This window comes from Gammaproteobacteria bacterium (assembly GCA_028819075.1).
Lineage (GTDB): Bacteria > Gemmatimonadota > Gemmatimonadetes > Longimicrobiales > Gaopeijiaceae > BD2-11.
In genome coordinates, this window is record JAPPMM010000038.1 from 37,787 (window position 1) to 61,180 (window position 23,394).

At 67.1% G+C, this 23,394-nt stretch carries 14 protein-coding genes and 11 tRNA genes; 13 read left to right on the forward strand and 12 right to left on the reverse strand.

The genetic code is table 11. The annotated features are described in order from the left end of the window. Positions 1–2 precede the first annotated feature (2 nt). The 13 genes from OXU32_08600 to OXU32_08660 all read left to right on the forward strand — a co-directional run bounded on the left by OXU32_08600 (position 3) and on the right by OXU32_08660 (position 4,266). Positions 3–87, forward strand: a tRNA-Leu gene (locus OXU32_08600). Positions 88–154: 67 nt separating this feature from the next. Beyond that, positions 155–238, forward strand: a tRNA-Leu gene (locus tag OXU32_08605). A gap of 53 nt (positions 239–291) precedes the next feature. Further along, a tRNA-Arg gene (locus OXU32_08610) sits at positions 292–365 on the forward strand. Between the two features lie 42 nt (positions 366–407). After that, positions 408–481 (forward strand) — tRNA-Val (locus tag OXU32_08615). A gap of 35 nt (positions 482–516) precedes the next feature. Then, a tRNA-Ala gene (locus tag OXU32_08620) sits at positions 517–589 on the forward strand. Between the two features lie 32 nt (positions 590–621). Then, a tRNA-Thr gene (locus OXU32_08625) sits at positions 622–694 on the forward strand. Positions 695–740: 46 nt separating this feature from the next. Continuing rightward, a tRNA-Gln gene (locus OXU32_08630) sits at positions 741–813 on the forward strand. A gap of 4 nt (positions 814–817) precedes the next feature. Next, positions 818–903 (forward strand) — tRNA-Ser (locus OXU32_08635). Between the two features lie 431 nt (positions 904–1,334). Continuing rightward, positions 1,335–1,418, forward strand: a tRNA-Ser gene (locus OXU32_08640). Positions 1,419–1,748: 330 nt separating this feature from the next. Further along, a tRNA-Pro gene (locus OXU32_08645) sits at positions 1,749–1,822 on the forward strand. Positions 1,823–1,878: 56 nt separating this feature from the next. Then, a tRNA-Ser gene (locus tag OXU32_08650) sits at positions 1,879–1,961 on the forward strand. 131 nt (positions 1,962–2,092) lie between these two features. Then, on the forward strand, positions 2,093–2,950 hold the full coding sequence (locus OXU32_08655; GenBank protein ID MDE0074017.1) for a DUF1295 domain-containing protein: 858 nt from the start codon (positions 2,093–2,095) through the stop codon (positions 2,948–2,950). Positions 2,951–3,123: 173 nt separating this feature from the next. Further along, on the forward strand, positions 3,124–4,266 hold the full coding sequence (locus OXU32_08660) for a peptidyl-alpha-hydroxyglycine alpha-amidating lyase family protein (GenBank protein ID MDE0074018.1): 1,143 nt from the start codon (positions 3,124–3,126) through the stop codon (positions 4,264–4,266). A 13-nt stretch (positions 4,267–4,279) separates the two neighbouring features. Here OXU32_08660 and OXU32_08665 read toward each other — a convergent pair whose 3' ends face one another. The 12 genes from OXU32_08665 to OXU32_08720 form a co-directional block, all read right to left on the reverse strand. Further along, positions 4,280–4,771 (reverse strand): protein-disulfide reductase DsbD family protein, encoded by a 492-nt coding sequence (locus tag OXU32_08665; GenBank protein ID MDE0074019.1) that lies wholly within the window; start codon positions 4,769–4,771, stop codon positions 4,280–4,282. Between the two features lie 56 nt (positions 4,772–4,827). Then, positions 4,828–5,955 carry an ASPIC/UnbV domain-containing protein gene (locus tag OXU32_08670; GenBank protein ID MDE0074020.1) on the reverse strand — a complete coding sequence of 376 codons (1,128 nt, stop codon included), beginning with the start codon at positions 5,953–5,955 and terminating at the stop codon, positions 4,828–4,830. A 21-nt stretch (positions 5,956–5,976) separates the two neighbouring features. Continuing rightward, the gene (locus OXU32_08675; GenBank protein MDE0074021.1) at positions 5,977–7,749 is read right to left on the reverse strand and encodes a VCBS repeat-containing protein; all 1,773 of its coding nucleotides are present in this window, start codon (positions 7,747–7,749) and stop codon (positions 5,977–5,979) included. A 92-nt stretch (positions 7,750–7,841) separates the two neighbouring features. Beyond that, a complete protein-coding gene (locus tag OXU32_08680; protein ID MDE0074022.1) occupies positions 7,842–8,351 on the reverse strand; it encodes a hypothetical protein in 510 nt (169 codons plus the stop codon). A gap of 82 nt (positions 8,352–8,433) precedes the next feature. Then, positions 8,434–9,687: a RagB/SusD family nutrient uptake outer membrane protein gene (locus OXU32_08685; GenBank protein MDE0074023.1), complete on the reverse strand. Its 1,254-nt coding sequence runs from the start codon at positions 9,685–9,687 to the stop codon at positions 8,434–8,436. Between the two features lie 77 nt (positions 9,688–9,764). Next, on the reverse strand, positions 9,765–12,782 hold the full coding sequence (locus tag OXU32_08690) for a TonB-dependent receptor (GenBank protein ID MDE0074024.1): 3,018 nt from the start codon (positions 12,780–12,782) through the stop codon (positions 9,765–9,767). Positions 12,783–12,937: 155 nt separating this feature from the next. Further along, on the reverse strand, positions 12,938–14,593 hold the full coding sequence (locus OXU32_08695) for an amidase family protein (GenBank protein ID MDE0074025.1): 1,656 nt from the start codon (positions 14,591–14,593) through the stop codon (positions 12,938–12,940). Positions 14,594–14,662: 69 nt separating this feature from the next. Beyond that, positions 14,663–16,108, reverse strand: coding sequence for an amidase (locus tag OXU32_08700; protein ID MDE0074026.1), 1,446 nt, complete (start codon positions 16,106–16,108; stop codon positions 14,663–14,665). Between the two features lie 14 nt (positions 16,109–16,122). Beyond that, positions 16,123–17,400, reverse strand: a complete 1,278-nt coding sequence (locus tag OXU32_08705) for an MFS transporter (GenBank protein MDE0074027.1) — start codon at positions 17,398–17,400, stop codon at positions 16,123–16,125. A 127-nt stretch (positions 17,401–17,527) separates the two neighbouring features. Further along, positions 17,528–19,330, reverse strand: a complete 1,803-nt coding sequence (locus tag OXU32_08710) for an ankyrin repeat domain-containing protein (GenBank protein ID MDE0074028.1) — start codon at positions 19,328–19,330, stop codon at positions 17,528–17,530. Positions 19,331–19,338: 8 nt separating this feature from the next. Further along, positions 19,339–20,763 (reverse strand): DUF1552 domain-containing protein, encoded by a 1,425-nt coding sequence (locus tag OXU32_08715; GenBank protein MDE0074029.1) that lies wholly within the window; start codon positions 20,761–20,763, stop codon positions 19,339–19,341. A 132-nt stretch (positions 20,764–20,895) separates the two neighbouring features. Further along, complete coding sequence (locus OXU32_08720) at positions 20,896–23,346, reverse strand: DUF1592 domain-containing protein (GenBank protein ID MDE0074030.1); 2,451 nt, start codon at positions 23,344–23,346, stop codon at positions 20,896–20,898. Positions 23,347–23,394: the final 48 nt, after the last annotated feature.

Here is a 23,394-nt window from a genome sequence, read left to right on the forward strand (position 1 = left end):
AGGCTCGGGTGGCGGAATTGGTAGACGCGCAGGATTCAGGATCCTGTGGGGGTTAACCCCGTGAGGGTTCGAGTCCCTCTCCGAGCATGGCAGGTCCCGGTGCGGGTACCGTCGTCGGATGCCGGCGCCCACCGTGGTTTGGTGCAGGACATTTGCCCACGTGCTGGAATTGGTAGACAGGCTGGTTTGAGGGACCAGTGTCGGAAACGGCGTACAGGTTCGAGTCCTGTCGTGGGCATTCGGAGGTGGCCACAACGGCTGGCCGCTTCGGTGGAAGGCGGCAGGAAACCAGCGCCCGTAGCTCAATTGGACAGAGCGCTTGACTACGGATCAAGAGGTTGGGGGTTCGAGTCCTCCCGGGCGTATTTCCCTTCGGGGATGTCAAGGCCAGGATGGTTCCGGCCTGGGGGCGCGTAGCTCAGCTGGTTAGAGCGCTACGTTGACATCGTAGAGGTCAGAGGTTCGAGTCCTCTCGCGCCCATCGGTTGATACGATTCCGTGAAAGCGATTGCGCAGGGGGCCGTAGCTCAGTTGGGAGAGCGCAGCGTTCGCAACGCTGAGGTCAGGGGTTCGATTCCCCTCGGCTCCATTCCTGGTTGGCCGGCGACGGTCGGCATGGCCGCCACCATAGCTCAGCTGGTAGAGCACGTCACTCGTAATGACGGGGTCGTCGGTTCGAATCCGACTGGTGGCTTGCGGCTTGCCAGCCTGGGCGGTGAGCGCGCAAATTGGTGGTTGAATGCCCCGTGGTGTAACTGGCAACACGTCTGACTCTGGATCAGAAGAGTCCTGGTTCGATCCCAGGCGGGGCAATTTCGGAGGGGTGGCCGAGTGGCTTAAGGCGGCGCCCTGCTAAGGCGTTGACCCGAGAGGGTCTCGTGGGTTCGAATCCCACCCCCTCCGCTCGCGAGCAGGGCTCGCGCCGGAGGGGGTGGGCGTTCGAACCCGGGGTTGAGGTTGCGGAGGCTGCGCCTCCTCACCTCACCTTCGGCGCCGCTGGTGCGGCGCCTCGGTTGCGAATCCCACCCCGTGTGTCACAACGGGCGCGGGGGCGGCCTGCCAGTCTGGCTCGGGGTTGAGGCTGTGGGGGATTTCGTCTCCTCGTCGCGCATTCGGACCTGCTTCGCGGGGCCTCGGCTGCGAGTCCGGCTTGGGCCTGAAAGGCGCGCATTTGCCTGTCAGGCAACCGGGCCTGGGATACTGAGGCCCCAACCTTGCCTCGCTCGTTGGGCAGGTATTCCTTTCATTCGCTCAGGCGGCTTGTTTGCTGCGGGCGAACGGGCCGTTGCTTCGTCAGCGGGTTCCCTGCAGGTGGCAGTGGCTGCATATGTTTCGGACGGGTGGCCGAGTGGCTTAAGGCGCACGATTGGAAATCGTGTGGGCTAACGCCCACGTGGGTTAGAATACCACCCCGTCCGCTTGCGGGCGGAGCCCGCCATCGGACGGCGTGGGCGTTCGAACCCAGGGTTGAGCCTCCGGGCGCTTCGCGTCCTCGGCTCACCTTCGGCGCCGTTGGCGCGGCGCCTCGGTTGCGAATCCCGTCCGGTCGTGGCGGCGGGGCCGTCTCGGGGGCGGCTATCGAACCCAGCGATAAGGTTGCGGACGCGGCACCTCCTCGGCTCGCCATCGGACCCGCTTCGCGGGGCCTGGGCTGCGAATCGCCTGCATCCGCCGGGGCGGCCATCTTGCTGGCGAGCGGGTGGGGCCGCCAATTGTGTGCATCGTCGCCTGTTGGCGGCAACGACTTTCGGGGCGTGGCTCAGTCCGGTAGAGCGCTGCGTTCGGGTCGCAGAGGTCCCCGGTTCAAATCCGGGCGCCCCGATTTTGACAGCAGGTTGAGAGGTTTCCGTCCTTGAGCCGATCGGCCCGGTTTCGTCCGGAGGCGTAGTCTAATTGGTAAGGCACCGCACTCGAAATGCGGCGGGCGAAAGCCCTTGGGGGTTCGAGTCCCCCCGCCTCCGCTCCATTCCGGTGTCCACTCCCCGAGCCCGCGCCGAGCCGGATCCGCCAGTATCATTGGTCTTGTGTTCCGGGATGGCGCTGATGCCGGTCGCTGTTCGTTAGCGGGCATCTGATCGACGGGAGACTCGCCATGCTCGGGCTCGATTTTATCGACCTTCCCCTGGGGGGCACGCCGTTCGGGACCGCGCTCGAATTGTGCCTGGTGCTCGCGCTGGTGGCCTGGCTCCTGTCCGTCATCACCCGCGAGGTCTCCTGGATCGACCGGCTTTGGTCCATCTGCCCGCCGGTCTATTGCCTGATCGTCGCCGCCTCGGTGGGCTTCGCCTTCCCGCGCGTGATGCTCATGACGGCGCTTGTGGTCGCATGGGGCGTCCGCCTGACGTACAACTTCGCCCGCAGGGGCGGGTACCGGCCGGGCGGCGAGGACTATCGCTGGGCGCACGTCCGCAAACGGTTCGGCCCGGTGGGCTTCCAGGTGCTCAACATCACCGTCGTCCACCCCGGCCAGATGCTGCTCATCTGGCTGTTCACCTCCCCGGTCCACCGGGCGTGGCAATTCCCGGACACGCCCCTCGGCTCGCTTGACTTCCTGGCCGCCGCCGTGTTCCTCACCCTCCTGGCCGGCGAGACCATTGCCGATCGGCAGATGTGGGACTTCCAGCAGGACAAGAAGCGCCGGATGGCCAGCGGCGAGGAGATCCGGCAGCCGTTCATGACCCGCGGGCTCTATCGCTACAGCCGGCATCCCAACTACTTCTGCGAGATGGGCATGTGGTGGGTGTTCTACCTGTTCGCGGTCGCCGCATCCGGTGAATGGGTGCACTGGACGGTTCTCGGCTGCATCGGGCTCACGCTTCTGTTCGTTCCGTCCCTGCGCATGACCGAGGAGATATCCGCCGCGAAGTATCCCGGCTACCGCGAGTACCAGGCAGTCGTGCCCGCGCTGATCCCGTTTCCCCGGAAGGACGGGGCAAAGACCGCGGATTGACTTCAAGGCGCCGGCCCCCGCCCGCCGATCAGCGTAAGCTGGAAAGCGGACCCCCTGACCCCGTCGTCGGCCTGCCTCGCGCCCCACACTCGCCCGGCACGCCTTCGTTCGCCCCGCCCCTGCTCGTGGCATAAGTTGCGTGTTCGGGTCAATTCGTTACCGGGAGGTGCCTCATGTTCGCGACCGACGACTCCAAGCTCGCCATCAGCCTCGCCATGGTCCTCGCCCTGGCCGCCGGGGCATGCGCGCCAGCCGACAGCGGAGGGGACGAATCCGCTGGGGCCGAGATGGCCGATCCGACCGATGTGCCCGATCCCGCCATGGCCGGCGATCTGCCCAACCCCACGTCCGAGGTCGTCATCGGCTTCGGACCGCTGCCGGATGAGCGGGAATGGGGGTCCACGGCGGGTGTGGACATAGGGCCCGACGGACAGCTCTGGGCCTACGACCGCTGTGGCGGGAACGCGCTCACCGACGGCTGCGGCACATCCGACGTGGATCCCATCCTCAAGTTCGACCGCGAAACCGGAGAGGTGCTCACCAGCTTCGGCGCGGGGCTCTTCATTCTCCCGCACGGGCTGCACGTGGATCAGGACGGGAACGTCTGGGTCACCGACTCATCGGGCGACGCAGAGCAGACAAAGGGCCATCAGGTCTTCAAGTTCAGCCCCGAGGGCGAGATCCTCATGACGCTCGGGACGCGCGGCGTCGCCGGGAGCGGTCCGGATCACTTCAACCAGCCCTGCGATGTCATCACCACGCCCGAGGGCTACATCTTCGTATCCGACGGCCACAGCGGCCAGAACGCGAACGTTCCTCCCGGCGCGACCGGGCGCATCATCAAGTTCAGCCCCGAGGGCGAGTACATGATGGAATGGGGCCAGATCGGGACGGGCCCCGGGGAATTCCGGACGCCGCACGCGTTGGAGCTGGACTCCCAGGGACGCCTCTTCGTGGCGGACCGCGGCAACCACCGCATCCAGATCTTCGATCAGGAAGGCAACCTTCTCGACACCTACTACCAGTTCAGCCGGATCAGCGGGCTCTTCATCGACGACAACGACATGCTGTACGCCATCGACTCGGAGTCGAACCCGAACAACCATCCGGACTGGATGACCGGGATCCGCGTTGGCCACGCCAGCGAAGACAGGGTCACGGCGTTCATTCCACCCCACCCGGTGGAAGACAGGCCCCACGGCGCCGCGGGAGAGGGTGTCGCAGTGGACGCGGAGGGCAACGTCTACGCCGCCGAGGGCCCGATTTCGCGGCCGTTCGCGGGCGGAGGGCTGACGAAGTACGTGCGGGCTCCCTGAGACGGAGCCGGCTTCAGCGTCCTCCGGGTCCCTCCGATGGTCCGCTCCACCCAATCGGGATGGGCAGCCTGGCGGGCGGATAGCACCGTTGCGTCACGTCGTTGCAAATCTGATATCGAAGGATGGCAGTCGCCTCCGTATCAGGCCTCGGTGCCGGTACGAGCAGAAACCCGAACTCGCCCCGGCCCCTCAGCACCTGCGCCCTTACCCCGTCGTCTCTCGTACCGGCTGGCGCGGCGGTCATCTCGACGCCCACCCCGGTTCCCTCGAAGTCGGGGAAAGAGAACGAGAACGGAATGAAGAATCCGTCGTCCCCCTTGTCGATGTACCCATGATGTTCGCTCGGGACCTCCACCGAGATTCGGAGCGACAAGGCATCCGCTTGCCGTACGATGCTTCCCGGCACCACCTCGGCAGAGACCGCAGGGCGACCGGGTACGGGTCCGTGCAGGCGCACCTGCGCCTGAAGAGGCACCGCCGTCAGGATCGGGACGACGGCGGCCAACGTCGGAGCAACCTTCCCCCGAACCTGCTCGAACCAACAGGACGCCGCGCCTCTGATCACTTGCCGTGCTCCTGATTCTCGAGCAGGACGCGCAGTTCCGAGACCGACGGCGGTCCCCAGCGCACGAGGAGCACCTCACCCTCCGAATCGGTGACGACGGCTGCGGGGAGCCCGTCGATGCGCAAGGCCTCAAGTGCGCCCTGAATCACCGCATTGCGCTGCCCGGGTTTCAGCTCGGAGAGGATGCGATATGGTGGCTCGTATCGCGCCGACCAGGCGGCCAGGACCTCCGGCGACTCTTCCGGGTCGTAGGGCACCCCGAAGATCTCCAACTCCGCGCTTGTGAAGGAGGTTCTCAGTAGGTCGAGGCTCGGAAGCTCGGCGAGGCACGGGGCGCACCATGTGGCCACGGTCGTATAGAGGATGAGACGGGCGCGCTCGCCCGGAAGGACGTCCTGCGCGGCCCGGATCGACGCGTTCGCGGAACTGGTGGTGACGATGGGCTCCACGGATGCGGTAACCGCGGGCTGCTGGCCGCGTACCCGGTATGGCGTCAGGACGAACGGAGCCCCCGTGGGCGAAGCCGAAGGATCCTCGTAGGCGGTGACCAGCGTCCCCGCGGGGACGGCCGTGGCGTCGGACCGCCGCCCTGACGGCCAGCGTACTTCGAGCCTGGTCACCTCTTCCGCGTCACCGATTCCGACGTGCAGCGTCGCCGAGTTCTGCGCGGCGAGACCCTCGCCCGCGCGATGCTCGCGAAGCAGTTCGCGGCCTTCGACCTCCAGGATTACGCGGGCTCCGTACGCATCCCGGCTGCTCCACTCGCTGGCCGGGAAGGCAAACCGGTTTCCCCCCTCGAAGCGAATCGCCACCATCCGGCCCGCATCACCCCGCTCGCCCATCCGATTCCGGAAGAGCTGGAACAGCGGTGCGTTCGCGTTGACCACCGCTAGGTCCTGCCACCCGTCTCGATCGAAGTCGAGAACGGCGAACGCCCTGCTGTCTCCGGGATGATCCAGACCGGAGATGCCGGAGACCTCGACGTAGTCGTCGCCGTTCCGGTTGAGAAACACGTGATTGCGCTCGTGTCCGCTGAACGATGCTCCCGACTGGAGCCGCTCCGACGCTCTCGAATAGAGGTCGGTTTCGAGCTGAAGCGCCCCGGGATGTTCGTCCGAGCGCACAACTGCGCGCCAGTAGTCCGTTCATATGTCCACCGGCAGCTCGACCGCCGACGGAGCGGTATAGAACCCGCTCAGAGCATGGATGTCGAGATCCGAGTCGTTGTCCAGGTCGAGAAACTGGCTTCCCCATCCCCAACCCGCGGCCTCGACCGGCAGCCCGGGCCGCTTGAGGCTGGAGACCTGCTCAAACCCGTCCATCCGGTTTCGGAACAGCGTATTGCCACGGGCCATTCGCCTGAAGTTACCGTCGACGTCGTTCAACCGGGCGGCGATCCGCAGGCCCGCCTTGCTGTGCATGTTCGTCACATAGAGATCCTGCAGGCCGTCGGCGTCATAGTCTCCCCACGATGCCCCCATGCCGAAGCCGAGGTCGGCCGTTCCGGTCGCCGCCGTGACGTCCGTGAAGCCGCCCCCGCCGTCGTTGCGGTAGAGGTTGTTGGGCGCGAAGTCGTTCACCACGTACACGTCCATGTCGCCGTCATTGTCGTAGTCGGCCCAGGTGGACTGGTATGTGTTCCTGAAAAGGCTGAGCGTCGTGTCGTCCACGCGCGCGAACCGGCCACCGCCCCGGTTGCGCAGGAGGACGTTGGGCGGCCCGAACTTGTTCTTGATGACGTGATTATCGCCGCCGGTCGCAAGCGCCCACAGACGCTGTCCATCCGGCTGGTCGAGGAACGCCATCGTCTCGATCGGATGCAGGGCGGCGGCGAAGGTGGAGACGTAGAGGTCGAGCAGGCCGTCGCTGTCGTAGTCGACGGCGGAGACCGACGAGACGAGTGCCGGCAGCGGATCGTCGAGCAGGTCGAGCGAACGATCGACGAAACGGCCGCCCTCGTTCACCAGGTAGACGCTCGGCTGCAGCGTCCGGCCGAGAAAGACGTCCTGGTCGCCGTCGTTGTCGAAGTCGGCGAACAGCGCCGAGGAAGTGAAATGGGACACGTCGAGGCCGATTCGTGCGGCGACTTCCTCGAAGGTTCCGTCACCCTGGTTCTGGAAGAACTGGTTCGGACCCCAGCGTGCCATGACGTACACGTCATCGAAGCCGTCTCCGTTCACATCAGTGACCGCAACCCCCGGATGACGATCCGCCGACTGCACATCGAAATAGGGCGTGGGACGCTGGAAGCCGTCCGGATCGAGCAGGTACTCGAGGACGAACTCCTCGTGTATCGAGCGCCGGGCCGAGCCGAGCGCTTCGGGCTCCAGGACCTGATCCAGGATTTCTTCGAAGAGGAGCTGGTCGGCCGCCATCGTCCGCAGCTCTCCGGTTCGCCACTCCACGATGCTCCATGTGGGCGGCCCATCCTCTTCCAGCGGAGCCCCGGCCGTCCATGTGACCGTCAGGTCGCCGCGCAACCAGAGCCGGCCGTCCGGGACGCGTGCCAGGGCTTCGAAGCCCAGGTCGGTCTCGAGGCGTCCCGGATCGTCCTCCGACAGCTGACCGCGAATCACCTGGAACCTGGCGTGGTCGAAGTACTCAATGTGATCCAGGAGCGGCCGCCAGAGAGCCAGATCCCGTCGGGAAACGTTACTCGCCGCGGGATCGTGGGAACTCCGCCCGACCACGCCGAGCGCATTTCCGCTTCGGGGCTCGACCGAAACGAGATCCACGACCTCAACGACGTCTCCGAACACCGTCCGTGTGGACTCATCGGGGAGGTGGAGGTTCAGGATCGAGTGGCCGAGACGCTCGATGTGAGGTGAGACCTGAACGATGGCTTCCTCGGAGGCGACCATCTCTTCCCAACCGGACGGAGGCTCCTGGGCGCTGGCCGCCGTCGCGCAGATCAACATGGCGCCTACCCCCAAGCCACAACTCGAACGCGAGGAAGGCGAGGAAGCGCGAGCCGCCGGACGTGCCTCCTGGTTGGTCATAGGTTTCCGTGCTAGCGGGCCGGAATCTTGAACAGAGAGATCGCCGCTCTCCAAGCTGTGAATCCGGCCGGATCCTCCTCCACAGGTGGAAGTTCGGGGTTCGGGACGCCTTCGCCGAAGCTCGTAAGCATTGCGGCGACGACGGCGGCGCCGACCCCGGCGGTCAGCCAGGTTCGCCTGCGGTCGAGCTCGCGCTGCTCCAGCCGGGCGATGCGGCTGGCCGGGATCGTCAGGTCCTGCCCCAGGGATCTGGTCATGATTCCCACCGTCTGGTCCACGACCGAGACGCGCAGGATGAGCTGGTCGCTGTCGGCCCGAACGAGCGTGCCGTCCATCGTTAGGCCGGGAGCGAACTCCGCCAGGTCGTCAGGCCCTTCCTGCGTCAAGTGTACACGCACTCTCTCGCCAGGCGGCACGGTCCCGCGTTCCGCCGTGACATAGCCGAAGCATCCCGAACAGAGGACCTGGACGGCAGCCACGCAGACGTACTTTCGGATCGGGAAGTCTCTTGCGAGCAGCATTCTGCAGATCGCTCAGGAAAGGCGCGCCCCCACCGGCACCCGGTTTCGGGGGGCCCGCGGGGCGCGTCTCATTCCAACCGTTTCAGCCCGAGAGGCTGGGATTGTTGAATCGCTCCACATTGGGCAGGGGCATGCACTCGTTGCCCCCATATGTGATGGGGGTGAACGGATGCGTGCCCTTGGTCCACTCGTCAAACCCGCCGTAGCGGCGCAGGTCGCCGAACCTCTTCCCTTCAAGGAAGAACTCGCGCCGCCGCTCCTCGATGACCTGGGCCCGGATCTCGGCCTCCGAACCGCCCTCGAAGGGTGGGATGCCCGCCGCGGCATGCAGCTCGTTGATGATATCAACGGCCCTCTGGCCTCCCGCGACCTCGGCGATGATCAACTGGGCCTCCACATGGCTCGCGAGCCGATAGGGCGCGGAATCCGAACCGTACTTGGTCTGGAGCCACAGGTCCGTCACGCCGTCGGTTGTCTTGCCGCCCGTGTTCGCGACGTCCACCCTCGGATCGGGCACCCCCATCCAGGTCACGTCCCAGTAGTGCGGGTCGACGGAAATCCGGCGATTCTGGTTGTTGTTCAGGTAGATGATGTTCCGGCGCGCGTTGTTGGCGGACGAGCGGGTCACGTCGTAGCTGAAGCCGGGCGAGACCTGCTCGGCTGCGGAGAGCGCCGCTTGATTGTCTCCCAGCGAGAGATTGGCCCGGGCGAGCCCGACGTAGGCGGCATTCCTGATCTCGGCGTCGCCCGCAGAGGTGGCCTCGCTGAAGCGGTCTCTCGCCAGTTCGAACATGGCCGCCGGCTGCAGCTCAGGGCCGTTGTCGAAGGCCGCGGTGCACATTGCGTCGCCGAAGATGACGTAGTTGAACCCCGCGTACAGGTTGGCCTTCGCGAGCAGCTCGCCTCGGCCCGCCACCTCCTGGTCCGTCCAGGACTGGAGCCTCCCGATCACGTCGTCCGCAAGTGCGCGGGCCGTCGCCATCGGCGCGTACACACCGGTGCCGCCGCAGCCGCTCCCGACATAGTCGCTGCTCGCGGGCGTGATGTTGCGCTGCAGCCACTCGGCGCCTCCCGCCTCTACAAACCCGCCGATGATCTCCCCTCCCAAATGGGACGTGCCCCAGACGAAGCTCGAGTACGCACATTCGAACTCGCCCTGCACGCTGGTGGTTAACAGGGTGGCGAACCCCGGATCATCCAGTGCTTCGGCAGTTGTAGCCCCGGGGAGTTCCACCTCCAGAAGGTTGTCACACCCGAGGAATGACAGCGTCAGAACCAGCGTCAACCCGCCAACGCTCAGGTGATAACCGCGATGGTATTGAAATCGATTGCGCATGCGACCCCCTCTTTCGCCCACCAGCAGCGCTGGCAGGAAACAATTTCGTGCTCGGTCACTCGGCTGACAGCGAGTCATCAGAACCTCACCCTCAGCGTGGTGATGACGGAGTGTGGCAGGGGTGGGGGATTGAGCTGCCACCCGTACTCCCGGTCTCGCGCATGTTTCGCCTCCGGGTCCAGATCGGTGAAGCTCTCGTGCACGTACGGGGTCCAGAGGTTGCGCCCGGTCACGGTCAGGGTCGCCCGCGACATGCCGAAGCCCTCGACCAGGCTGGTCGGCAGGCTGTAGCTGAGAGAGACATCGCGCAGGCGGATGTGATCTTCCCGCTGGTGGTGCGGCCACTCCACTCCGGCCGTCAGGAAGGAGGCCGCCAGGATCGGATCGAGTTCGCCGATGCGAGCCTGGGCACCCTGGAGGGAGTTCCCGAACGAGTTGTCCCGCTTCCATTGCGTCGTGCTGAACCTGGTCCGGTCCGCGTACCAGGTGAACAGCGCATTGAGCGTCAGGTTGTCGCCGAGCGTCAACTGCGAGGAGAGGCTGCCCAGCCAGCCGGGTCCAGCCTGGGCGGTGAAGAAGTAGGGAGCGTTTCCGCAGGGGACGGGCGGGTGCTGGCCGATCTCGGACTCGTCCATGTTGAAGACACCCGGCGGTCCCCCATGGCACATGATGTTGACCAGATTGCGGCCCTGGGGTCCACCCCACTGCGCGGAAGCGACATGCCGGCTCCAGTTTGCGCCGAGCGGCCAACCCTCGATGTGCTGGAAGCGGCCTCGCCGGTCGATCTGGAGCGGCGGGAGCCCGCCGTTATCCGCGAGCAGGTTCGTGTTGTGGGAGACGGTGCCGGTCAGGCTGAAGCCCAACGCCCGCGTCTGGATGGGGCGCGCGGTGAGCGCCAGCTCCCAGCCGTTGTTCTCCACCCTGCCCGCGTTGACGAAGCGGCTGCTGGAGAAGCCGCCCGACGGCGCCGACGCCGCGATCAGGATCGCGTCGTTCGTTGTCTGCCGGTAGTGTGTCACCTCGAGGTTGACGTGGTCGCGGAGAAGGCTGGCATCAAACCCCACCTCCAGCTCCGACCCGACCTCGGGTTTGAGGTCAGGATTGCCCACTTCCCCGGGCCTGACCGTGGGCACGTTGCCCGGGCCCACGGAGGGGACATAGGTCCGGACCGCAGCGAACGCGTCCGGCTGCATCCCCGACCTCCCCCACGCGGCCCGCAGACGAAGGGTCTCGATGGCCGGCAGGTTGAAGAAGTCGGCGTCGCTGATCACCCAGCTTCCACTCAGCTTCGGGTAGTAGGCGGCGTTGAAGGACTCACCGAAGGCACTGTTGGCGTCGGCGCGCAGCGCGGCGGTAAGGAACAGCTGTTCGCGCCATCCCACCGTCTGCTGGCCGAAGACCCCGAAGGTCTTGTTTGCGACGTAGGACTCTCCGCCTGTCGCCACCGATCCGGAAGAGACCGTGGACACGGCCGGTGTCGGCATCTGGATGGCGCTCGCGGAGGTCACCCGGAACTCGCGCGTGAAATACTGTATCCCGAACGACGATGCCGCGGTCACCTCCGAGAACGGCTCGAACGACGCCGTCAGGTTGTAGTCGAAGGTCTGATTCACATCGCGTTTCTCTTCAACACCCTTCGCACCCTGGCCCCCGCCCTCGGAACCGTGGAAGCCGAAGTATGACGCCTCGTGGGTGTCCGGCATGCGGGGCACGAACGTCGAGAGCCTGGAGTCGGTGAAGTCCAGTCCCCAGACGACTCTCTGGCTCAACCAGTCGGTCGGGCGGTGGTTGATCGTGGTCGAGACCGTGCCCCGGTTCAGCCGGTCCTGCCAGTCGCGCAGCGCCGTGATTTCGGGTGGAGCATTGGAGAACCCCCGTAGCGGCGTGTCCTGGGTGACGGGAGAACCGAACTGGTGGGTGGCGATCAGGCCGAAATCGATGTCCCTCGCCGTGTGCCTGAGACTGCGCACGACGCCGAGATCGACAGCCATGTCGAGCTCGTCGGTCACAGCCGCCTGAACATTCGCCCGTACGTTCGTCCGGGTCTTGTCGTTGTTGGGCAGGTAGCCTTCCTCGTCGTCGAAGGCTCCCGAGAAGTAGTACGTGAGGTTGTCCCGTCCACCCCTGACGTTGACCACATACCCCTGGACCATTCCCGTGCGGAAGACGTCGCGTCCCGCCGCCGACTCGTCCTGGTAGGGATGCTGGGAGATGATGGTCCGTCCGTCCGAGGCGATCCCGTAGTTGGTCGGGAGCCGTCCGCCCGGATTGTGGAACCAGTTGGCGCCCTGCCGGGCGACGACCTCGACCGTCGCGCGACCCGGGATTCCTTTCTTTGTGATGACCTGGATCACTCCGGCGGAGGCTTCCGTACCGTAGAGGGTGGCCGCCGCCGGCCCCTTGATGATCTCGATCCGCTCAATCTCCTCCGGGTTGAGGTCATTGAGGCGGGAAGTGCCGTCGCTGGTCCACGGACCGAAGCCGACGACGCCTCCGTTGGCGCGGACCCCATCGATGTACAGCAGGGGTTGTGTGCCGAGCGCCACCGTGCTGCGCCCACGAATGATGATGCCGCTGCCGGACCCGACCGAGCCGCTGCCCACCTGGACGGACACCCCGGGGATCTGTCCGGTCAGCATCTGCTGAATGTTCGCGGGCGCGCTGGTCTCGAGCGCCTCGGCTGCGTTCATTGTTCCGACCACGTTGGCGACCGCTCGGCGTTGAATGGTGCCAACGGTGCCGGTAACGACGATCTCGTCCAGACCGAGAGCTTCGATGTCCAGCTGGAAGTCCACCGTTGCAGTCTCGCCGGATCCCACCGTGACCGTGGTCTCCTGCGTTCCGTACCCGATCATCTGGACCTGAAGCGGGTGCGTGCCGACCGGCACGTTGAGGAAGAGGTAGCGTCCCTGGCTGTTCGCCACGGCGCCGATTCCGGTTTCGGGGATCGAGACCTGCGCGCCGGCCAGGGGGCGAAGCGTTTCGCCGTGGACGACGGTGCCGGTGATGGTGCCGCCCTGCGCCAGCGCGGGAGTCGCTGTGAGGAGGAGGAAAGCGAACAGACCGAGACCAACGAAGAACCCGCGACGACTCATACCGCACCTCCTCACAACGAGTGGCCCCGAGGGCATCGACGGAACGTCGACAGGAGTGACCTTATGAGCGCGGGACCACGTACGAACTTAAATCCAGCATTCTAGCGGAGTTGGAAGGCCGACACAAGCTGCCCGGCGTCATCCTGTGTGTTCCGTCAACTGCCGCCGGAGCCTGCCGGCCGCGGCACATTCTCCCCCGGGAGAGGCGGCGTGTGGAGCGGGTCCCGCCGCGCGCGCGCGGCCTGCTCGAAGGCGTAGCCGAGGGCGAACAGCCTAGACTCGCTGAAGGCGCGGCCGAGGAAGGAAATCCCCACGGGCAGACCCCTTCGGGTGAATCCCGCCGGCACGATGAGGTCGGGCAGCCCCGCGAGACTCGCGATGTTGGTGCCCACCATGCCGCCGAAGTGGTCGACGGCGGAGCGCAGGGCCGGAGGCGTGTTCGATGGGGGGTAGACGATGGCATCCAGGTCCTGGGCGTCCAGCATTCCGTGCACGATCGCCTGGACCATCGGGAAGCCGTGCTCGCGCATCGCCACGTACTCGTAGTCGGTGAGCTCGCCGCTGGCCTCCTCCTCCCTGAAGATGTTCCAGCGGACCGGGTTGGGGCGGGATCCGTCCGGCATCAGCGCAACGATCCTGTCCGACCGCTCCATCATCTCCCGCAGCGTCTTCGGGTACTCGGGGCCGAGGGTCGCGAGATAGTCCTCGATCTGGGAGCGGAACTCCGGGTAGCGAACCGTAAAGTACCAGTCACCCTTGACGGCCAGAAGCCACGGCGGAAAGCGCACGTCGACGACCGTCGCCCCCTGGGCGCGCATGGTCCCGAGCGCCGCTTCGATGACCCAGTTGACTCCGTCGTTCTCCCCCATGAAGTCGCGTGCGATCCCGATGCGGGCGCCCTCGAGCGCGCCCGCATCGAGGAACTGCGTGTAGTCGGTCTCGAACCGGCCTTCGCTCTTCCGCGTCGTCGGGTCGGCCGGATCGATGCCGGTCATGACCCCGAGCATCGCCGCGACATCGTACACGTGGCGGCCCATCGGGCCCGCCATGTCGAGCGTGATCGAAAGGGGAATGACGCCGTCGTGGCTCAACAGGCCGTGCGAGGGGCGAAGCGCGACGATGCCGTTGTCCGTCGCGGGTCCGCGGATGGAGCCGCCCGTGTCGGTTCCGACACCCAGCTGGGCGAACGACGCGGCGACGGCGATGCCGGCCCCGGTCGATGATCCCGATGGCGTGCGCGCGGGGTCGTGGGGGTTCTTGGGGAAGTAGTTGCCCACGGAGCTGAGGATGCCTCCCGACGCGAGTTCGCTCAGCGCGGTCTTGGCGAGGATGATCGCCCCGGCGTCGCGCAGCTTCTTCACGATGAAGGCGTCGTCGGGCGGGATCGCGCCGGCCAGCAGCGCCGACCCGCCGGTGGTGGGCATGTCTCCCGTGTCGACGTTGTCCTTGAGCGCCACGGGGATGCCGTGCAGCAGCGACCGTGGCCCGCTCCGCCTGCGCTCCTCATCGAGCTCCCGGGCCCGCTGGAGGGCGTTCTCGTTCAGCCACAGCATGGAGTGGAGCTCGGGGCCGGCCTGGTCGTAGGCCTCGATGCGCGCCAGGCTAATCTCGATTAGCCGTTCCGCGGTCAGCTCGCCGGAATCGAACGCCGCGTTCAGGTCCTCGATGGTGGCCCACCCGATTCCGCTCGGCTGTGCGGGCGTCTGGGCCTCGGCCGGCATCGCACCAACCGTGATGAGAAGGGGCAAGAGGGCCCGTTGGTCAAGGCGTCTGTGCGCGATGCGCGCAACGGTGAGTATCATGGCGAGCATGGTGTGAACCCTCCAGTCATGAGTATCCGCGGGCTGCTACAGGTAGGCGGCGCGCCGTCCGGCTGCAAGCTACGTCAGCCCCCAGGGCCCGAGATCCGGAACCGGCCGTCCCGCGCCGATCGCGCGCTCCAGCCCGGCGGCGACCGCCAGGAGTGACGAGTCCGTGCCATGGGGGGTGAGCAGTTGAAGGCCGAGTGGCATTCCGTCCGAGTCGCGGCTGGTGGGCAGAGTGATGGCTGCTGCCCCGAGAAAGTTGGCGGGGCGCAGGAAAGCGCCCAGTCCCGCGTGGCGCTCGTCTTCGGGATCGAGGGTCCGGGCGCTCTGATCCGAGCCCGGCATCAGCAGGCCGGCCACGGAGGCCATCTCCCGGGCGAAGCGCGCCCCGACCGCCTTCCTGCGCTCGAGCGCGGCGGCGTAGTCCGCGTCGCCCACGCCGGCGCCGGCCCGGATGCGCGCCCGTATGACGCTCCAAAGCGGTGCCGTCTCATCGCGGGCCAGGGCGCCGTAGCGCTGGTAGGCCTCATGGGCGAGGACGGTGGAGTTGTCTCGTCCCAGACGGTCGAAATCGAGGATCGCAGGCGGAGACCAGGTTTCCAGCGTCCAGCCGGCGCCGGCAACGCGCCCCAGCGCCCGGCGCCAGTGGTCCATCGCCTCCGGGTCCATCGGCATGGGCCACGCCTCTTCGGCCAGCACCGCCACTCGGCATGTGCCCGGAGGCATCGAAGTCGGCTGCGCGGTCAGCGTGACGGGGTCGCCCGAGTCCGGACCCGTGAGCACGGCGGTCAGGATGCGCGCATCCTCCACCGTGCGCGCGATGGGACCCAGGACATCCAGCGTGGGACTCAGCGGCAGGCAGCCGGCCCGGCTGATGAGGCCGGAGGAAGGCTTGTACCCGACAAGGTGGTTCATGAGCGCCGGCGCGCGCACCGAGCCCCCCGTGTCCCCCCCGATGGCGATCGGCGCCAGACCCGCAGCCACAGCCACCCCCGACCCGCTCGACGACCCCCCGGGCGCGCGATCATTCAACGCGTCCCAGGGATTGCGGGCGGTCCCGCAGGTCGGGTTCTGGCCGGAGAGCCCGAAGGCGAACTCGGTCATGGCCGTCTTCCCCAGGACCACCATGCCGCTCGCAATCAGCCGCCGTACCACCGCGCTGGTATGGTCGCTGATGCAATCGGCACGGGCCAGTGACCCTCCGGAGAGCGGCGTCCCCTCCCACGCGAGACTGTCCTTGACCGCCACTGGAACGCCGTGGAGCGGTCCCAGCACGATTCCTGCGCCGAGAAGACGGTCGGCCGCTTCCGCCAGCGCCTCGGCCCGCTCCTGGGCCACGTGCGTGAACGCCCTCAGCCCGGAGCCGTGTTCGATCCGGTCGAGAAACAGCCGGGTGAGCGCGCGCGAGTCCGTCTCGCCTGTGCGGATGGCATGGGCGAGCGCCGGGGCGCTGCGAAAATGCAGCGGAAGCTCCGGCTCCGGCGGTGGGGCGGACGGGGCTGGTTGCTGTGCTGCCGGCATGCGCGATCGAAGCGTCAGTCCAGGGGCTGACCGACCTTCTCGGGCATCTGCACGAAGGTCACGAGCGAGACCACCGCGCCTGCGAGCACCACGAGAAAGAACGACTGCTCCCTGCCGATGCTCTGCAGCCAGGTCAGCAGGTACGGCGTAAGGCCGCCCAGCAGCGCCACCGTCAGGTTGTAGGGGATGCCGATGCCTACGGCGCGCACGTTGGCCGGGAACTGTTCCGACATGATCGCCGGGGCGATGGAGGAGTACATCGCATAGAGCACGAGCCCGAACAGCTCCAGCAGGAGAATCGAGGTGAAGGTCGGCCGGATCGCCGACATGAGCGGATAGAAGAGGACGAGATAGCCCAGGGCGAAGAAGATCAGCTGGGGCCTCCGCCCGATGCGGTCGGAGAGGGCCCCGAACAACGGCTGCACCAGCATGAACACGATGAGCCCCACGGTATTGGCCGCGAAGGCCACCGATGCGTCCGCGCCGACCGCGCGGATCGCATATGTGGGCAGGTACGGAACGAAGATGTAGAAGGCGAAGGTGGTCAGGGTGGCGAACCCCACGATCCGCAGCAGGGCGACCGGATGCTCGCGCAGGAGAACATGCAGCGGGCGCTTCACGACGTCCTTGCCCGATGCGGCCGGCGATGCCTCGGGCTCCGGAACCGCAGTGCGAATCCAGAGGCTGATCAGCCCGCCGACGCCGCCCAGAATGAAGGGCACGCGCCAACCCCACGTGCTCATCGCTCCGTCGGTCAGGGCCGTCGTGAGCCCCCAGCCGAGCGCCGAGGCCACCAGGATGCCGGCGGCCAGGCTGAAGAACACGAAGCTCGAGTAGAAGCCGCGGCGTCTGGCGGGCGCGATTTCGGCGAGCAGGGTGGTCGCCGAGGCGTAGAGTCCGCCCAGCGACAGTCCCTGCACCAGTCGCGCCAGGGTCAGGATGACGGGCGCGGCGATCCCCACGGCGGCGAACGTTGGAGAAAGGCCGATGACCAGCGAACCGCCCGACATCATCAGGATGCTCAGAACGAGCGCGGCCTTGCGCCCCCGGCGATCCGCGAAAACGCCGATGATCCACCCGCCGAGCGGGCGCATGATGAAGCCCACGGCGAATATGCCGTAGGCGGCCAGCAGGGCGGTGGTCTCGTTGCCCGGCGGGAAGAACTGGCTGCTGAAGAAGATCGCGAAGGTGGCGTAGACGGTCCAGTCGAACCACTCGAGCGCGTTGCCCACGCTCGCCGCCACGATGGCCCGGCGGCGCGAGGGGGTCGGGGCGGGAGACGAAGCAGCCATGCGCGCGCCTGTTGGAAGGGGACTTATGACCAGACCTGGGGGTTCATGCGAGAGCGGGCCCGTTCGCGGATGGTTTCACGAACGGGCCCGTCCATAATCGTTACGCGCGAACACGCGCGCGCGAGAATCAGCAGAACACGCAGAGGTGGTTGTTGATCACGCCCATGCTGTCGAGCAGGTCGATCGTGTCGTAGAAGGGCGTCAAACCATTCGCGGGACCGTTGGCCATGTCGATGGTCGTGCGTCCCGACCGCCCCACGATGAGGGGATCGGCGCCATGCTCGACGAGATAGAGGATCACGTCGTTCATGCCGCGGCCCGCCGCGCCGTGGATGGTTCCGTAGCCGAGGTGGTCGCGAAGGGTGACGTCGGCGCCCAGTTCCTCGACCAGGTATTTCAGCGCAGGCAGCCATCCGTCCGGAACGTGCCGGTGGAAGTTGCCGGCGCGCCCCGCACCCTCGCCGGAGTTCCCCGACGCCGCGTGAATCGGATAGGTCCCGGGGCCGCCCGGAGGAATGGGGGGAACACCGGACTGGTCTGCCTCCGGTTCCGGGATTTCAAGGCCGACGTAGAGATTCCCGGCCGGCGCCTTGGTCGGCATGTGGGGATCGGCCCCGTATTCCACCAGCAGCTTCATCGCGGGGACATCGAGCCCGTGCGCCGCCCGCCAGAAGGGCGTGGCTCCCCAGGTGTTGACACCGATCCCGCCGAAGTTGTACGCCAGGAACCAGTAGTCCATGGTGAGCCGGGCATTGACATCGGCTCCCGCCTCCAGCAGGGCCCTCATGGTCTCGACGTGACTCGACTCCTGCTGTTCGAAGGCCCGCTGCTGGGGATACCGGGACTTGGACGCCCAGCGGGTGTTGATGACCGCGTAGAGCGGCGTGATGCCCGACGGATAGTTGGCGGTATTGGGGTCGGCTCCGCGTTTCAGCAGCTCCAGGCCAAGGTCGTAGTGCCCGTTGATCATGGCGCTGTTGAGGGGCGTGTTCAGGTCGCCGCCACTGGGCTGGTTGATGTCCGCCCCGCCCTTCAGAAGCGCGAACGCCGCCTCCCGGTGACCCTCTCGCACCGCGTGCAGGAGAGCCGTGAGACCGCCGTGGTAGCCGGCCCTTTCCTGTGAACTCGGGGCTCTTCCGGCGGTCTGCGCGGAATCCCAGTCGATGCGCACCACCGCCGACGCTTCGACCGGCGCTACGGCTTCATGGGCGCGCGCGGCCCGCAACGCTTCCTGAGTCTGGGCCAGCGTCGGCGCCCAGGTCTCCGGATCCGGTGACCTGGCACGGTAGATCTCGAGCACGGAGTCGCGCACCGCGGCCGTGAGCCTCTCCCGGTCCGCGAGGTCCTGGAACAGGACCACCTTGCTGGTGATGCCCACGCCCGCTCCCCGGTCGATCAACGCGTCGATCGCAGGCACGCGGTTGCGGGAGGCGGCGAACATCAGCGGGGTCTGGCCCCACCTGGCCTCCCGGGCGTTGACATCGGCCCCGTGGTCGGCCAGCGCCTCCAGGGTTTCCACGTTCCCGGACAGGGCCGCGAAGTGGAGGGGGGTGGTGCCATTGGCGTTGCGCGACCCCGCGTTCGCGCCGGCTTCCAGCAGGGCGCGAACGCTGCCGCTCTGTCCCAGTTCCGCGCCGATGTGCAGCGGAGTGAGGGCGCCGATGCGGGTCGGGGCTTCGAGGTCGGCCCCCGCGTCGACGAGCAGGCGGACCAGCTCCGCGTTGCCCAGTTCGGCGGCCCAGTGAAGCGCGGTCATGCCGTCGCTCTGCGCCAGGTTGACCTCGGCGCCTTCCTCTAGGAGCGAGCGCACCGACTCGATGTCGTCGCGCATCGCGGCATCGGCAACCGGCGACTCCGGCGGTGGCGCCGCCCACAGGAGGGCAAGCATCACCGCCGGAACCCACGCGTTCACATGCATCCTGTCCTTCACCGGACGCCTCACCCCGACGACGCCGCGTCGGCGGCCAGCCCGCCCGAGTAGCCCAGGCTGAAGGCTCCCGTGCTGTCGCCGAAGCTGGTGAGATCCGTGTGTCCCAGCTTGTGCAGCAGGGTCAGCATGACGTTCGCCAGCGGCGTGCCCTCGGGCGCGTGCAGGTGGACGTTGCCGTCCATCTGGCCGTTTGCGCCGCCCAGGACGATGAACGGCACCCTCAGGTGGTTGTGCACGTTCGGGTCACCCATGGGCGAGCCGTAGATGATCATGCTCTTGTCGAGCAGCGTTCCGTCGACTTCCTCCACCTTGTGCAGCTTCTCCAGCAGGTACGGGAGCATGCTGACGTGGTAGTTGTTGATCACCGCGAAGTCGGCGATCGCCTCCTCGCTGTCTCCGTGGTGGGAAGCGGGGTGGAACGGGGTGTCGACGCCACTCTCCGGGAAGGTGCGCGCCGAGGAGTCGCGGGAAAGCTTGAAGGAGAACACACGCGTCATGTCGGTCTGGAACGCCAGCACCTGCAGGTCGAACATCATCTGCATGTGTTCGCTGAAGGAGTCCGGCACCCCGGCGGGCGCCTCCGGCATGTCGCGCGGATCGCCGCTGGTGTTGCGCTCCTCGACCATCTGGATGCGCCGCTCGATCTCGCGCACGTTCTCGAGATACTGGTCCATGCGCTGACGGTCGCCGGGTCCGAGGGTCTGCTGCATCTCGGCCACCCGCTCCGCGATCCAGTCCAGGATGCTGCGGTTGGTGGAGCGCCGCGCGAGCCGCTCCTCCGCCGTCGATCCCGCCCCGAACAGCTGCTCGAAGGCGACGCGCGGGTCGCGGATCACCGGGAGGGGTTCCGTCGGAGAGGCCCAGCTCAGCGAGTCGGTGTACACGCAGGTGTAGCCGTACGCGCAGCCCCCGGCCTGGTTGATGTTCTCGATGCACAGCTGCATCGAGGGGATCGGCGTGTCCTGACCGAAGCGGTCCGCGTAGATCTGGTCCAGCGAAGCGCCCACGTAGACATCCGATCCCTCGGTCTGCTTGACGTGCGCCTGCGTCAGGAACGTCGCCGTAGAGCGGAAGTGGTCCCCGCCGATCTCCTCGGGGATGAAGGCTTCGGCCATCTTTACGTCGGTGTTGCTCACGATGGTGAGGTACCGGCGCCACGGCTCCAGGGTGCGCAGGGAGGTGGGCGAGAGGTCGAAGTCGCGGCCGATCGCGGAGGGGCTCCAGAAGTTCTGCTTCGCGCCCCACGTGGTGCAGCCGGCCGCCCCGTGCGACATCTCCATCGCGATCAGGCGCGTGGCATCCATGGCCCGGACGGCCTCCCGTCCACCCAGACCCGCCGGAATCATGGCGTCGAGCATGGGCAGGGCCACGGTGGCGCCCATGCCCTTCAGGAAAATGCGGCGCGGAATGTGCTTGCCGGTGATCAGTCTCATCGTTTTCTCCCTCGGTCCTGCGATTCGTGCTTCGCCGGTCGGCGGCGAAGCGACTCTTTTCTCCTGTATCCGTCTCACGCAACCCGCGGCTGGACCATCCGGCGTCCGTCGCTCGCGTGTTGCGACCAGCGGCTATCTGCTCGACGCCTCCTCGACGACGACGTCGGGTACCTGGCTATAGCGGAAGGCGTCGCTCTCGATCACGCCCGTGAGGAACGACGACATCCTGTAGTCGTTGGCTTCGGCGGCCGCCACGATCGCCCGGATCTCGGGCATGTCGTAGTACTCGACGCGGCGGCCCAGCGCGTATGCCATCAGGTTCACCGTGAAATTGCGAATCAGGGGGATGGGCCGCTGCAGGAGCGCTTCCTGCAGTTGCGACGGGCTCTCCACCGGCGTGCCGTCCCAGAGCGTCCCGCGGGTATCGAGCGGCATGCTGTGTTCGCGAATGCGCCACCGGCCGGTCACGTCGTAGTTGTCCAGCGCCAGGCCGATCGGGTCCATGAACTGGTGACAGGCGGCGCACACCGGGCTCGCGCGGTGACGCTCCATGCGCTCGCGGGTGGTCAGCATGCGGCCACCGTCGCTGCTCTCGATCTGATCGAGATCCGGTACGCCGGGCGGCGGTGGCGGCGGCGGCGTGCCGAGCATGACCTCCATCACCCACTTGCCGCGCAGCACCGGTGAGGTACGGTTGGCGTGGGAGGTGAGCGTGAGGATGCTCCCGTGTCCGAACAGCCCGCGGCGCTTGTCGTCGGGGTACCGGACCCGCTGGAAGGCTTCGCCGGCGACGCCGGGGATGCCGTAGTGCCTGGCCAGCCGCTCGTTCACGAACGTGTAGTCCGCCGTGAAGAGCTCCAGGGCGCTGCGGTCCTCCTGGACGATGTTGTTGAAGAAGAGCTCGGTCTCGGCGAGCATGGCGTTGCCGAGCTGTTCATGGTAGTCCGGGAAGAGCAGGCGGTCGGGATTGACCTTCTCCAGGTCCTCGAGCCGCAGCCACTGGGCGGCGAAGCGCGAGCCGAGCGCCTCCGCGCGCGGATCGGCGAGCATGCGCGTCAACTGTGCGCGTAACATGGTCGGATCGGAGAGCTCGCCGCGGTCGGCCAGGTCTACCAGGGTCTCGTCGGGAAGCGTCCCCCACAGGAAGTAGGACAGCCGCGAAGCCAGATCGAGGTCGGAGATGGGATACAGATCGCCCGCCCGCGCCCCCACCGGCGTTTCCTCCACCCGGAACACGAAGTCGGGGCTGGCCAGGATCGCCTGCAGCGCGGTGCGAACGCCGTCCTCGAAGCCATCGTCGGCCTTCAGGTCGTAGAAGGCCATCAGCGATGCGACTTCGGAGGACTCCAGTGGGCGCCGGAAGGCCTTGCTGCCGAGCCTCTCGACGATCTCGCGCGCGCAGGGGCGGGCATCGGCCGCCGACGAAGGCATGCAACTGAAGATGGCACGCCGGCTGGGCGTGTCCGATATCCCGGTCGGGTTGTCGGGACCGAGAATGACGAGGTCCTTCAGGTGGGCCAGCACGGTGATCCCGTAGCCGGAGCCGCTCCCGATCTTGCGGTCGCTGAGCGACCAGTCATGCGGCGAGAGGATGTCCTCGACGGGTCCGTCCGTCTGTCGAAGGAAGACCGCGCTCACCCGATGCGGTCCCGCGGTCACATGGAACGGCTCGGTGGTGAAGCTCATCCCGTTGGGATCGGCGACGTGCATCCAGCGGTCCACCTCTAGCAGGGCAAGAGGCTCGCCGTCGATGGAGATCTCGATCTGCTCGCCGGGAGTCACGCCGCCGGTGATCTCGCCGGTCGTGGTGTGCTCGAACCAGAGCTGGAAGGTGTAGTCGCCGTCCGCCGGGAAGTTGTGGACCACGCTGACGCCCCCCCGGGTGCCGCGGGGCGCGCCGGGCACGCGATCCCACTGCGAGGCGTAGCCCGAATTCGTATAGGTCACCGAGTTGCTGGGAGCGTCGGGTATCCCGACCGCCAGGCGGCTGATCTCGTCCGCGGCCCGCAGGTAAGCGTCCAGGTTGGTCGGCGAGAGCATCTGGACATCGGCGATGTTGTCGAAGTTTGCGCTCTTGGTGTCGAGCGGCAGGTAGTCGCCGCCGTCGATTTCGAGGTCGAGCAGGTCGCGGATGGATGCCGCGTACTCCGCCCGGTTCAGGCGCTGGAAGGAGCGGTTGCCCGGCGTCGGGTTGCCGGCGGCGGCTTCGTCGATGAGCTGCTCGAGGGTCTCGACCAGCATGACCAGGGTGTCGCCGGCGGGGCGCGGCATTCCGGGCGGAGGCATCATGCCCGCGCGCAGCTTGCGGATCATCTTCTCCGCGGTCTCGGCGGACTCCGGGGCGTTCTCGACGTGGAACGCGGCCAGGGTGAGATTGCCGGTCAGGAGCGCGTCGTTGTGGCACACCTGACAGTACATGCGCACGACGCCCGTCAGGTCTTCGGGGGAGACGTCCCGCGCGACTTCGGCGGCTGAGGAAAGGGGGACGGGCACGGGGTTCTGCTCCGCAACCGGCCCCGACTGATGCCCGACTGCCGCGGTGAAGCCGGCGACCGCCATCAGACTGGCGATGGGTAGCCTCATGACAACTCCGGATATGAGACCCGGTTGCTCGGACCGGTGCCGTCCGCC